The 12889-nt window shown below is 60.2% G+C and carries 11 protein-coding genes and 1 pseudogene; 3 read left to right on the plus strand and 9 right to left on the minus strand.

Going from position 1 to position 12889, the window contains the following annotated elements; all coding sequences use genetic code 11:
* Positions 1 to 56 precede the first annotated feature (56 nt).
* The 4 genes from CWC48_RS14915 to CWC48_RS14930 form a co-directional block, all read right to left on the minus strand.
* Positions 57 to 413, minus strand: a complete 357-nt coding sequence (locus tag CWC48_RS14915) for a hypothetical protein (protein ID WP_100492127.1) — start codon at positions 411 to 413, stop codon at positions 57 to 59.
* A 126-nt stretch (positions 414 to 539) separates the two neighbouring features.
* Positions 540 to 839: a chorismate mutase gene (locus tag CWC48_RS14920; RefSeq protein WP_099490998.1), complete on the minus strand. Its 300-nt coding sequence runs from the start codon at positions 837 to 839 to the stop codon at positions 540 to 542.
* Positions 840 to 1010: 171 nt separating this feature from the next.
* Complete coding sequence (locus tag CWC48_RS14925; RefSeq protein WP_100492128.1) at positions 1011 to 2864, minus strand: DUF4105 domain-containing protein; 1854 nt, start codon at positions 2862 to 2864, stop codon at positions 1011 to 1013.
* A 92-nt stretch (positions 2865 to 2956) separates the two neighbouring features.
* Entirely contained in the window at positions 2957 to 3445 is a 489-nt protein-coding gene (locus tag CWC48_RS14930) for a DUF3015 domain-containing protein (RefSeq protein ID WP_015885974.1), read from the minus strand.
* Between the two features lie 267 nt (positions 3446 to 3712).
* Here CWC48_RS14930 and CWC48_RS14935 point away from each other — a divergent pair, with 267 nt between their 5' ends.
* A complete protein-coding gene (locus tag CWC48_RS14935) occupies positions 3713 to 6151 on the plus strand; it encodes a Lon protease family protein (RefSeq protein WP_078050248.1) in 2439 nt (812 codons plus the stop codon).
* A gap of 318 nt (positions 6152 to 6469) precedes the next feature.
* Positions 6470 to 6787: a hypothetical protein gene (locus CWC48_RS14940; RefSeq protein ID WP_025859221.1), complete on the plus strand. Its 318-nt coding sequence runs from the start codon at positions 6470 to 6472 to the stop codon at positions 6785 to 6787.
* Between the two features lie 8 nt (positions 6788 to 6795).
* Here CWC48_RS14940 and CWC48_RS14945 read toward each other — a convergent pair whose 3' ends face one another.
* Entirely contained in the window at positions 6796 to 8619 is a 1824-nt protein-coding gene (locus tag CWC48_RS14945; protein ID WP_100492129.1) for a hypothetical protein, read from the minus strand.
* Positions 8620 to 8782: 163 nt separating this feature from the next.
* Here CWC48_RS14945 and CWC48_RS14950 point away from each other — a divergent pair, with 163 nt between their 5' ends.
* Positions 8783 to 9271 (plus strand): TIGR00645 family protein, encoded by a 489-nt coding sequence (locus CWC48_RS14950; protein WP_010206662.1) that lies wholly within the window; start codon positions 8783 to 8785, stop codon positions 9269 to 9271.
* Positions 9272 to 9286: 15 nt separating this feature from the next.
* Here CWC48_RS14950 and CWC48_RS14955 read toward each other — a convergent pair whose 3' ends face one another.
* From CWC48_RS14955 to CWC48_RS14970, 4 genes and pseudogenes are all read right to left on the minus strand, one after another.
* The gene (locus CWC48_RS14955; protein WP_100492130.1) at positions 9287 to 10720 is read right to left on the minus strand and encodes a glycosyltransferase family 39 protein; all 1434 of its coding nucleotides are present in this window, start codon (positions 10718 to 10720) and stop codon (positions 9287 to 9289) included.
* Between the two features lie 124 nt (positions 10721 to 10844).
* A complete protein-coding gene (locus tag CWC48_RS14960; RefSeq protein ID WP_100492131.1) occupies positions 10845 to 11870 on the minus strand; it encodes a hypothetical protein in 1026 nt (341 codons plus the stop codon).
* A 112-nt stretch (positions 11871 to 11982) separates the two neighbouring features.
* Positions 11983 to 12236, minus strand: a pseudogene (locus CWC48_RS14965) (DUF6124 family protein).
* 222 nt (positions 12237 to 12458) lie between these two features.
* Positions 12459 to 12842, minus strand: a complete 384-nt coding sequence (locus CWC48_RS14970) for a 5-carboxymethyl-2-hydroxymuconate Delta-isomerase (protein ID WP_100492132.1) — start codon at positions 12840 to 12842, stop codon at positions 12459 to 12461.
* Positions 12843 to 12889: the final 47 nt, after the last annotated feature.

A 12889-nucleotide genomic window follows, 5' to 3' on the forward strand; every position in this document is an offset into this window, starting at 1 on the left:
ATGGAGTTTGGGCCATGGTCGCCGCGCTTTAGTTTCGATGGATGTCTGAAAGCGACCTATTGCGAGCGATAGGCCCGGGCTGCGTCGCGGTCTTTCTCCTGTTGCCATTCGCGATCACGGTCGTCCCAGTGGCGCTCCTTGTAATCGCGCAACTCCTCGTTCTCGTGCATGGCCTTGCATTGGCGAAAACCATCCTCCCACCCTTCGGCGTATTGGCGGTCCTTCAGATACCGCGGCACGTTCTTGCGAAATTCCCCGGTAATCACCCCCGCCGCCTGGCGACCACTGCTGCAGCCATCATCAAAACCATCGGCAAACGCCGGTGGGTAACCTTTGGCCAGCAACTCCTCATGGGTCGATTGGCAGCCGGCCAACCACATCACTGCACACAGCAATACCGCAGACCGCCACATGGCGTACTCCCTGGCCGTTTCACGGCTGATAGGGAGAGTCTAGAAGGGGATTTGTCGGGGCGGTGTGAAAGGGAGGTGAGAAAGGCGTGGGCAAATCCAAAATTTGCAGGAGCCGGCTTCTGCAGGTTAAGCAGTGCCTAGCAGTGCAGAATGCTCCGCCAATTCCTGCTGGATAAACGCCGCAATCATCGCGCGATACACCTGCTCCGTGACCTCCGGGTTGGCGCCCGCTGCGTTGGACAACTCCCGCACCTTGTCAATCACCTGCTCAACTCGTTGCGCAGCCTTGACACTTTCAGCATCTTTCTTGAAACGCGCCGCCTGTGACACGTAGCGGCCGCGCTCTGCCAGGAGGGTGACGATTTGCTCGTCGACGCGGTCGATATTGTTTCGGACTTCTCCAAGGGTGGTGCAGTTAACGACCATGTTGGTTGAGCTCCTGGTTGGATAGGCCATGCGATGTATTTGAATACAGGGCGATCAGTGTGGGAGCGGGCTTGCTCGCGAATGCGGTGTATCAGCCCAAGTTTCCAGTGACTGGCACTGCGCATTCGCGAGCAAGCCCGCTCCCACCTGTTGATCGTCGCCAGGTTTCGGTCAGTAGTGATACCACTTCACTTCCAGCATCACTTCATTGACCGGTGTCGACAAATGGCTGTACTCGCGCTGTGCGCTCAGGCGCAGGCCCAGGTTGCGGGACAGTTCCCACTGCTGGTTGAGGCTGATGCTGCGGCGTACTTCGCCGTTGGTGAAGAAGTCGCCCTTGGCTTCCAGGCTCAGGTTGCCCAGTGGGTTTTTCCACAGCACGCCGGTGTTGAACCCGGCCGCTGGGGAGATGGCTTCGTTGAAGTCGTTGTTGTGTTCCACGCGCACGGTGCCGAGGGCGAAGCCGAGCATGTCGTCGCGCAGTTGCCAGGTGCCGCCGGCGCCGCCGTTGACGTGGGCGACCAGGGTTTCGTCGTCGTGCTTGCCCGGTACCCGCTCCAGGCCGCCGGTGACTTGCCATGACCACGGCTGCAGCAGGGCGTTGCGCGGGGTCAGGGAGCGGATGGTGGCCAGGTCCAGTTGCTGCAGTTGCCAGTGGTTGCCTTCGTACTGGCGCAGTTTCATCTGCAGGATCTCGATCTGTGCGCCAAGGGGGAAACCTTCGGCGTTGTCGTTGAGGTCGTGATAGGCCATGCGCAGGCCGTATTCGCCGAAGGCCTTGTCGCCACGGGTGCCGATGCCCGCCTGCCAGGTGCGCGATTCATGGCCGTTTTCCGGGAGACCAGGGGGCGTGATCTTGAGGTCGGGCGCCGGGTTCTGGTTGATCGCGCGCAATAGTTCGAAGCTGCGCTGGGAGCGTTCGGTGTCGCGTTCCAGGCCGTTGGCGCGGTAGCGGCCGAGACGGTAGGCGGCGTCGATGATCAGGGCCTGGCGGTCGCGGGGCAGGGCCTTGAAGGCCGGCTCTTGCAATTGCTTCTGGTCGTCGCTGACCTTCAGTACCCATTGCTGCTCGTCGCTGTCCAGCGGCTTGGCGCGCTCCAGCAGTTCGCGTTCACGGGAGGGCCGGTAGTCGATTTTCTCCACCAGGCCGGCATCTTTCACGGCCTTGACCGTGTCGGTCGGGATGGCCGTGAGCGGGAACTGTTCGGTCAGGCGCAGGCCGGGACGTGCCACTTGCAGCAGTTCCAGCAAGCGGTAGGAGCAGTTTTCGTCAAAGAAAAAGTAGTCGAACTGGATCTGCTTGAGTTCCCACACGTGCTCGACCATGCGCTCGGTCTCGACCTGCGTGAGGTTGAGGCGGTATTCCCACAGGTCACGGTTTTCGAGGCTGCGGTATTCCGACAGCTTCTCTTGGTAAGGCACCAGGGCGAACAGGCCGGGATAGCCGCCCATCAGGCCTTTCCAAGCGTAGAGGATGCTGTTGTCGGAGCCTTCGATGTAGGCGCCAAAGTTGATCGCATAGCTTAGCAGGGCGGTGTTGTTGCTTTGCACATCGGCCTGGTCGATGCGCAGCAGGGTGTGGCCGAACATCGACGACGGGCTGTTGAGGTAAGCCGCCGGGAAGATCATCACCGCGCTGTGGGGGGCGACGTCCTTGAACCATTGCTTGAATTCTGTGCAGTCCACGGCGGGCAGGTCAGTGAGGTGCAACTGATCCTTGAGCCAGCGGGTACGTGCGGGGTAGACGCATTGGGCGTGTTTTTCACCCAGGCTGGGCGGCGCGTAGAGCGCGTCAACGGTAGCCTTGAGCTCGGCATCCGGGTGGTGGGCACCGTCGGCTGCGAGGAAGAATTTCTTGTCGCTGACATAGCTGCGCCAGCCACTGATCTTGCCGGCTTCGTAATGGCCGAGGGACAGCCAGAACGGATCGTTGGCCAATTGCTGCAAACGTTGATCATCAAGATGCGGGGCCGCGTACAGCGGAGCGCAGGCAAAGAGTGCCATCCAGGCAAAGCGTTTGAGCATAGGGGCAACTTAAGTCGGAAATAATAAAGACCCAAGGAGGCGGCGGGTCCAAAAATAAAACCCGCGCCTTGGTAGGCGCGGGCTGGTCGAGCTTAAGCCTGGGTAGCGTATTTCGCCAGACGGGCATCACTTTTCAGTACAGCAATGGTGTTGTTGTGCACGTCATCAGCGGTCACGTCAGCCTTGCTGAAGATTTGCTGGAAGTGCTCGTGGGTCACGGCAGCGAAGTGCTCGCGATCTTCTGGTGCAACGCCCAGTACCACAGCGTAGGTAGTCAGCGCTTCGCCGTTACCCTTGGCCATGTCTTCGGACAGCTCGTTCATCATGCCATTCATGGCAATCCAGGACTTGCCGCCGTAGGTCAGGGCGCTGTTGGTGCTGCAACCGTTGGTGCCCGAGGTCATGCCGAAGGTGGCGTTACCCGAAGTACCGTTGGTGGTGGAGGCCAGGAAGTGAGCTGGAGTACCGCGCTGGCCTTCAAACAACATGTTGCCCCAACCGCAGTTCGGGCCACCTGGTGCTTCTGCCATTGCATTGAGGGAGACGACGGTGAAGAGAGTACCGAGAAGGATCCGTTTCATAGCTTTGTTCTCTTTGTGTGCAAACCAATGGACAAGGGTTCAGGCACTTCATAGCGCCCTAGGGATCGGTTATTAGTCCAACCCGCGCAGTTTGGAGTTTAGGCACGTTCCAAGGGTTCCGTGTGTTTTTATAAAACAATCAGAGTTGTTGCGTTTTTTTTGTAGGACGCATCCCCTGTCTATGCTTTCCCACAAGCGCGCCTTGCCAGGGTGCGTAACCGGGAGCCAGAATGCCGTCATCTGCCCCGCCTGATGTAAGGAAGCCCGATGCCTGATCCTGTTGCTGCCAGCTTGCGTCTAGCGCCCGAAGCGCTGACTCGCCCTTTCTCCGCTGAACAGTTCAGCTTCTCGACCACCAATGATTTGGAGCCCTTTCGCGGCGTGCTTGGCCAGGAACGTGCGGTTGAAGCCTTGCAGTTCGGTGTGGCCATGCCACGCCCCGGTTACAACGTATTTGTCATGGGCGAGCCGGGTACCGGCCGCTTTTCGTTCGTCAAACGTTACCTGAAGGCCGAAGGCAAGCGCCTGCAGACCCCGGCGGACTGGGTCTATGTGAATAATTTCGATGAGCCTCGCGAGCCTCGTGCCCTGGAATTGCCGGGCGGCGCGGCAGCGGCGTTCATTGCCGATATCAACGGTTTGGTCGACAACCTGGTGGCCACCTTCCCGGCGGTGTTCGAGCACCCGACGTATCAACAGCGCAAAAGCGCCATCGACCGGGCGTTCAACCAGCGCTACGACAAGGCCCTGGACGTGATCGAACGCCTGGCCCTGGATAAAGACGTGGCGCTGTACCGCGACAGCTCCAACATCGCATTCACGCCGATGCTCGACGGCAAGGCGCTGGACGAGGCCGAGTTCTCGCAGTTGCCGGAAGCCGACCGCGAGCGCTTCCACTCGGATATTTCCGAGCTCGAAGAACGCCTCAACGAAGAACTGGCGAGCCTGCCGCAGTGGAAACGCGAGTCCAACAACCAACTGCGCCAGTTCAACGAAGAAACCATCACCCTGGCCCTGCAACCGTTGCTGGCGCCGCTGTCGGAAAAGTACGCGGAAAACGCCGCCGTCTGCGGTTACCTGCAAGCCATGCAGGTGTACCTGCTCAAAACCGTGGTCGAGCAACTGGTCGACGACGCCAAGACTGACGCCCAGGCGCGCAAGCTGCTCGAAGAGCAGTACTGCCCCAGCCTGGTGGTCGGCCATCCGGTCAACGGTGGCGCCCCGGTGGTGTTTGAACCGCACCCGACCTACGACAACCTGTTCGGCCGTATCGAATACAGCACCGACCAGGGCGCGCTCTACACCACCTATCGGCAGCTGCGCCCTGGCGCCTTGCACCGTGCCAATGGCGGTTTCCTGATCCTGGAAGCCGAAAAAATGCTCGGCGAGCCGTTTGTCTGGGACGCCCTCAAGCGTTCCCTGCAGTCGCGCAAGCTGAAAATGGAATCGCCGCTGGGCGAGCTGGGCCGCCTGGCCACCGTGACTCTCAACCCGCAGATGATCCCGTTGCAGGTCAAGGTGATCATCATCGGGTCGCGCCAGCTGTACTACGCGTTGCAGGACGCCGACCCGGACTTCCAGGAGATGTTCCGGGTGCTGGTGGACTTCGACGAAGACATCCCGATGGTCGACGAAAGCCTGGAGCAGTTTGCCCAGTTGCTCAAAACCCGTACGTCGGAGGAAGGCATGGCGCCGCTGACGTCGGACGCGGTGGCGCGGCTGGCGACCTACAGCGCACGCCTGGCCGAGCACCAGGGGCGTTTGTCGGCGCGTATTGGTGACTTGTTCCAACTGGTCAGCGAGGCGGATTTCATTCGCCACCTGGCGGGTGACGAGATGACCGACGCCGGCCATATCGAACGCGCACTCAAGGCCAAGGCCACGCGCACTGGGCGGGTGTCGGCGCGGATTCTCGACGACATGCTCGCCGGGGTCATCCTGATCGACACCGCGGGTGCCGCCGTCGGCAAGTGCAACGGGCTGACGGTGCTGGAGGTCGGTGATTCGGCCTTCGGCGTGCCGGCGCGGATTTCCGCCACGGTGTACCCAGGCGGCAGCGGTATTGTCGACATCGAGCGCGAGGTTAACCTCGGCCAGCCGATCCACTCCAAGGGCGTGATGATCCTCACAGGTTACCTGGGCAGCCGCTATGCCCAGGAATTCCCGTTGGCGATTTCCGCGAGCATCGCGCTGGAGCAGTCCTACGGCTACGTGGATGGCGACAGTGCGTCCCTGGGCGAGGCGTGCACCTTGATCTCGGCCCTGTCGAAAACGCCGCTAAAGCAGTGTTTTGCCATCACCGGTTCGATCAACCAGTTTGGTGAAGTGCAGGCCGTGGGCGGGGTCAACGAGAAGATCGAAGGCTTTTTCCGCCTGTGTGAAGCGCGCGGGCTGACGGGTGAGCAGGGGGCGATCATTCCCCAGGCCAACGTGGCCACGCTGATGCTTGATGAGAAGGTGTTGCAGGCCGTGCGTGCCGGGCAGTTTCATATCTATGCCGTGCGTCAGGCGGATGAAGCATTGAGCCTGCTGGTGGGCGAGCCGGCGGGTGAGCCGGATGCCGAGGGGCAATTCCCGGAAGGCTCGGTGAACGCGCGCGTGGTGGAGCGGTTGCGTGCTATTGCCGAGATGATCAGCGAGGAAGACTTGAAGGAGGCCGAAAAGGAGCTGGCACAACAGGCCCTGGCCGAAGCCAAGCCCACCTGATTTTTTGTCGTGACGCGGTGAAGTGTGGGAGCGGGCTTGCTCGCGAAAGCGGTGTGTCAGAGAAAACTATGCTGACTGACAGGCTGCATTCGCGAGCAACCCCGCTCCCACATTGGGCCTGTGGTGTGTTTAGAAATAGTTGGCAAGTTCGTCATTAAATTGACTTGGGTTGGGGGCCAATGCCCGTTGGTCCCTACAACCTTGGTTTGTTTTGGTTTTCTTCTATTCTGTGCTCAAGGGATATCCACAGGAGTCGCTGGATAGAAACAGCCTCGCCCCAGGCGCAGGTTGAACACCGATCTACCGAGGGTCGCCGCCATGCCGCGCAACCTCTGCCTTACTCGCCAGTGCTTCGGCCTGGTCACCCGTATCGAATGCTCCATTCGCCCTCTCGCGGGGGATAACGGGATGTGGACCTTGTTGTTTGCCGCCGGAATGACCGGTGAGCAGCCGTCCACCATCAAGTCCCAAGGCCCGTTTCCAGGGCCATTCGTGGCGGAAAACATTCTGGAATCCATCGTGGACAGCCTGACCCTGCACGGTTACGAGCTGGCGGGCGACCCGCAGATCTGGTGCCTGCACATGCAGGCCCATCTGCGCCAGCTCAACGGCGGGCATGACCGGTTGGCCCTGTAGCCATCCGGTTATTTGCTTTCGGGTTTGTCCAGCTTGACCTCGAAACCGTATTGCACGGTGCTCAGGTCGGTGCGCTGGTAGCTTTCCAGGGTCGTCGGCTGGCCGTAGAAATAATGCACATCAAACGTCGCCGTGCCGTATTCCTCGGCGCGGTGGCTGACGCCGAGGATTTCCTTGAGGTAGTTGCCGCTGGCGTCCTTGGCGTAGAAGCGCCAGCTGTCGGCGGGGAATTCCTTCTGGTCGACCACCAGCGCGTTGTCCTTGAGCGTCAGCCCTTTGGGCAGCTTCGCCACGTCTATCTCGGCTTTCTCGATGGTCGCCAGGAATAGCGGGATCGAGCCCACCACATACGCCGGGTTTTCCGGGAACAGGTTCAGGTCGTAGGTGAGGGTGCCGCGCGCCGGGTTCAGTTCGAACGCTTCGGTGGGCAATTCGATCGGCTCGCCACGTTCGCCTTTTTCGTCGGCGGTGAAGAAAGTCACCGGCGATTCACTGCTGTTGCGCTCATTGCCGACCAGGTCGTCATTGAACGTGAACGGGTGGTCGAATTCGATGTGCGCGGCGCTGGCATCTTCGACCGACTGGCTGATGGTGACGCTGTTTTTCAGCTGGTCCTCGGTCAGGCTTGCGTCTTTGAGCCAACTGGCGGCGCCGTCGTCATACACGGTGACCGGCATCGGCAAGGCCTGCACGGTGGGTTGCAGGCTGTTCTTGTCGAAGCGCAGCACTGGCAGGTCGAGGTCTTTGCGGGTGCGGGTAGCGGTGGAGAAGTCCAGTACGTTGACCTGCAGATTGTCGATCACGCCATTGAAGTACACCTTGGCGTAGTGGCTGCCCTGCTTGTGTTCGAAGGCTTTCTGTTCATCGGTGAGCTGTTTTTCGAAGGCGTCCGACCAGGCCTTCTGCTTTTGCATTTCGGCCAGTTGTTTCTCGTAGAACGCCACTTGCGCACTGCTTTCGTTGATCGAGCCCGAACGCGTGAGGAATTGCCCGGTGCTGTCCCGCGCCTGTACCAGCAGCGGGTTGGGCGATTCGTCGCCCACTTCGGGCGCCAGCGGTTGGCTGTTGGTCAGCTCGATCTCGGCGTAGTTTTTCTCCAGGAGCAGCAGCTTGAGGCTGATATTGCCTTCGGTACGCGTGTGGCCCACGTCCTTTTTCGACAGGTCAAACGTCAACACCTTGCCGGGCGCTACCACTTCTACCGTGCCCTTGAGGCTCACGGGCTGCGGCTGACTCTTGTTTTCTGTCTCGATGCCGTCGATGAAGGGATAGGTCACCGTCAGGTCGTCGGGGTTGGTCAGGTTGGAACTGCTGGGGCTCAGCTGGATGCCAGGATCGGTTTCCGACCATTCCGGTTGAAAGGGGATGACCTTGTTGTTGCTCAAGGTCACCGACTGCCATTCCAGGCCGTGGGGGAAGGGGAACTGGTCGGGGATGTTGAAGTTGAAGGGGAACACCGGCTGCAAGTCGGTCAGGTAGTCGGAATGGGACGTCTTGCGCAGCACGAACAGGCCATTGATGTAAGTGTCGACCAGCGCCTGGGGCGTGGGGTAGTGCTTGAGCAGGGCCAGGGTGTCTTCGCCGTACTCGGCTTCGATGGGCTTGGTGGCGAGCTTGACCCGCGCTCGTTCCAGTAACAGCAGCGAACCGCCCAGGTCGGCGATGGCGTCGCGCAGCTTGGGGTCCTGGATGCTGTCGAGGGATTGTTCGAACTTGGCGGTTTTCTCTTCGAGGGTGGTTTGCTTCTGCTCGTCGCTGGGGGAGCAGCCGCCAGCCAGCAGCAATGCCGCGCACAGGCCGATACTGGCCAAAGGGGATCGCACATCCATCATCTGAGTTTTTCCTGTCCGACGTCATCGAGCCGATTTATTGGGCTCGACACTAGCAGAAAAATTCCCTTACAGATGCCGCACAGGTCAGTTTTCTCGTGGTTACAGGTGTCTTGTAGTGGCTGGTATACTCGCCGCCATTTTTAGCCAAGCTGTGTGAGATCCAATGGAACGCTTTATCGAAAATGCTATGTACGCCTCGCGCTGGCTGCTGGCGCCGATCTATTTCGGCCTGTCCCTGGGGTTGCTGGCGCTGGCGCTGAAATTCTTCCAGGAAGTGATTCACTTGCTGCCGAGCGTGTTCTCGATGGCTGAGTCCGAGCTGATCCTGGTGCTGCTGTCGTTGATCGACATGGCCCTGGTCGGTGGCTTGCTGGTGATGGTGATGATCTCCGGCTACGAGAACTTCGTCTCGCAGCTGGATATCGATGACAACAAAGAGAAGCTCAACTGGCTGGGCACCATGGACTCTTCGTCGCTGAAGATGAAAGTGGCGGCCTCCATCGTGGCGATTTCCTCCATCCATTTGCTGCGCATCTTCATGGACGCCAAGAACGTCGATCCGCAGCACCTGATGTGGTACGTGATCATCCACATGACCTTCGTGGTCTCGGCGTTTGCCATGGGTTACCTGGACAAGGTCACCAAGCACTGATGCCCTGCGCCAGCCCTACTGCTCCACGAAGTAGTAAGGCTGGCGGTTGATCGAGATCTGCTTGATCACCTTTACCGGGGTGGCCAGGCCGTTGGTATGGTCCAGCAACGCAATGTTGCCGGGCTTGGCGCCGAGGTAGTTGTGCAGCTCGGCCTCGGTCTGCAGGATCGGCAAGTAGGCCCGCAGATAAAACACACTGGCGCCGGCGATACGTTCGTTGGGCTGGAACAACACCACTTCCCTGCCTTCGTCTTTAAACGCCTGGACCTGGCTGATCGCCGGCACGAACGACTGGCGCACGTCGGCCTTGGGTGCAAACCAGAAGGCCGCGATCAGGTAGCAACCCACGGCCAGGGTGAACACGCCGCCCACCACGCTTCTGTGATGCTTGTGCAACGCGGGTTGGTGGGTTTTCAGCCAGTCCAGCAGTACCCGCGCGTACTCCGCGGCGAGTACGGCGGCGGCGGGTGTGAGTGCCATCAGGTACACGGTGCGTTTGCTCGACGCCAGGGTCAGCAAGGTGAACTGCGCCACCAGCCACACGCTGAAGAACAGGTGGTAGCGGTTGCGCACCAGGCTTTTACGAAAGTGCCACAAGCCCAAGTACACCAGGATGTTCCACGGCAGGAACGCCTCGGGCAGCTTGGCGATGTAGTAGTAGAACGGCTCGTAGTGCCCGGCTTCGACAAAGGAACCGCTGAACCGGCCGACGCTGTTGGTCAGCAGCACCTCGGTCACCGCCTGCATCCCGCCGCGCTGGTACAGGAAGCCCAGCCAGATGATCAGCGGCACCAATGCCAATACAGTAAACAGTGCCGGCTTGAGCCAGTCGCCAAGGTGCAGGCGCTTGTCCATCAGGCTCGTGCTGGCCAGGTACACAAAAATCACAATGCCTGGCATCGCCAGGCCCAGCACACCCTTGCTGAGCGTGGCGATCACCATTCCCGCGGTAAACAGTGCCCATGCGCCTGTGCTGGAACCTTGGCGGTCGGGCCGTACGGCTTGGTAGAACGCCAGCAACGCGGTGGTGACGCCGAGGGTGAGCAATGAATCCTCACCGACGCCGCGCACATTGCTCCAGTAGCTGGCCATGGTCGCCAGAATCAAGGCGGCGCTGAACGCCAGCGTCTGCGGACGCCCGAACCTGCGCAGCATTCCATACAGCAGCATCACGCTGAACAACCCGGCAAACGCCGACGCCAGGCGCACCGCCCAGGTGGTGCCGCCAAACAGACGAATCGCCCCGGCATCGATCCACAGGCTCAGGGGTGGTTTTTCCAGGAAGGGCTCACGAAACAACTGGGGCACCACCCAATTGTTGTCCAGGTGCATGGCCATGGCGATCCCGGCCACGCGGGCTTCGGTGGAGCCTTGCAGCTCGTGGTTACCCAGGGCAAAGAAGAACAACAGACCAGCAAGCAGGAACAGCAGGGGAGCGGGACGCGTCATGAATGTGGCTACCAAGGCAGGAGGACCGTCCGGGGGGAACGGTCATTGCAATGGGCTAGTATCCGTTGGTGTTTCTGAATATTTCGTGAACGAGTGTTGGATTTTTGTAAGGCTGATTTTGCCGTTATGGCGTTTTCAAACTGGGCACGGCAGCTTTGCCTTGGGCCGTCAGCACCGGCTCCAATTGCTCCCAGGTAAAGCTCAGCTCGTTATCACAGCCATCGCCCTGCGCGGGCGTCGAGAGCTGCAGGCCCTGGGTGTTAAAGCTCAAATCGAAGGTGGAGTAGCTGGTCACTGCCGGGCACCCTTCGTCGACGGTGGTTTGCTTGGAAAGCCAGGCGCTGAACGCAGCGGGCAGTTTGACCTGGCCCGAGTAGGGGCTGTCCCATTGCTCATGGCCTCCGAGCCACGTCCAAGGGTCAACCTTTTCACCGGTTTGCAGGTTCCAACTGTGCAGGCCCCAACTGATGCCCCCGCGCCCGTAGCCTGCCGACCAGCGATAGAAACGCACGGTGATCCAGTGCGATGACCAGTAGTACGGCTCCACCGTGATCTCGCTGGTTGTAGTGCCGCCACTCTGGTCCAGTGAATTGCGCCGCTCTCTGTAGAAATCAGCCTGGCCTTCCGGGTTGATGGCCATGCGCGCGAGGTCGCGGTTTATTTCGTCGATGGCCGCCCCGTCGCCTTCGAGTTTCAGGATGACCTGCCCACCTTGGGTCTTCACTTGATAGGCGTGCTCGGCGAAGGTCTTCCTCTCGACCTTTACCGCAGGCGGCACGGCTTCAAGCGGGTTGTTGTAGGTGTCGCTGGCGCAGCCATCGGCGTCTGCACGTTTGAGCACCAACGCCAGGCTTTTACCGCCCAGGGCTTTGCTCCAGGTGCCGGTCAGCGTATCGCCTTGCGGATCATCCAACTGCCAGAACCCGGTTTGCCCGTCCTCCACCCACGGCTCACTGGCGTTGGCTTGGGTAAGCTGAATGGGCGTGAGAATACGCTGGTAGTAGTAGCTGCCATTGGCACCGTGGGCGCCGTTGAAACAGACGGTGATCGCGGACTTGCCCAAGGTGCCCGTCCAGACACCGGCCAGGTCGGCGGCGGTTGCGAGCAGAGGGGCGCAGGCGAGGGCGAGCGCGGCGAGTGGCTTGAACACGGGTATCGGACTTCCGGTTGTCTGATAGAGGAGAGCAGGGTAATCGCAAGTGGGGGCGGATTCCAGACTGACAGCAAAAGGCCGAGTCGCTGAACGCGTCTCGGCCTTTTTGTTACTGGAATGTTTGTGTGTCTTGGGTGAGGACCAGCACGCGCTCAACCAACAACTCGCCCAGCACGACCAGTTGCTGGGTGGCCAGCACCTTGTGACGGTGGGCGCCCTCGAGTTCGAAAGCCAGGTCGGTGGTCATGGCGTTGAGTGAGGCGAGGGTTTCGCTGGCTTGAATTAGCAGGGTTTCGGGGGGGGGATATCCGGAGCGATGGTGAAGAGGGTTGCGGAGGGGGGATTGGGGGTGATCTTTTTCATGATGAAGCTCCCACACTGTTTAAGGAGCTACCGCCCCCTGCTGTCAAACAGGAATGGGTGGCAGCTGTACGCGGGTTGACAGGCCGGAAGTGTAGGAACCCGGCGCACCCGAAACTACAAAGACCAATACTCTTACGACATAAGGTTATAAAAACACTTTTGAGCGAACTGCCTGCACCTGAACGATCCTCTGGATGACCACACTCGTTAGTTACGTTGCACTCACGGCAGCAAAGTCGCCGATCGCTTGCGCACATAGCCGCTGGCCGGAACCTCGGTGACTTGCACAGAAAGATCCACCTTATGGCGCAGCAGCGCAGGCGCAAAGATATCGGCCATCACCTCAAGCAGCGCCGTGCTGATCGCGCGTCGCTGCTCATCGTCGCCGGCCTTGCCGGTCACCGTGGAGACGTTGAGGTGGATGAAATACTGGCGCTCTTCACAATCGCCAACGAACGTGTGGTCGTAGCTGACCAGGCGGGTTTTGACCAGGTCCAGTCGCAACCCCGACACTTCGACCAGTGTTCGATGCAGACGCTGGCAGGCACTTTTGAAATCAACCTCGTCAGCCACCCCTGCGGTGTACTCAAGATAGACATGTGGCATGTTCGGTTTCCCCTCATGTAATAGAACGCCGACCGGCAATTGCCGGC

This window comes from Pseudomonas sp. S10E 269, from assembly GCF_002798465.1.
Lineage (GTDB): Bacteria > Pseudomonadota > Gammaproteobacteria > Pseudomonadales > Pseudomonadaceae > Aquipseudomonas > Aquipseudomonas pergaminensis.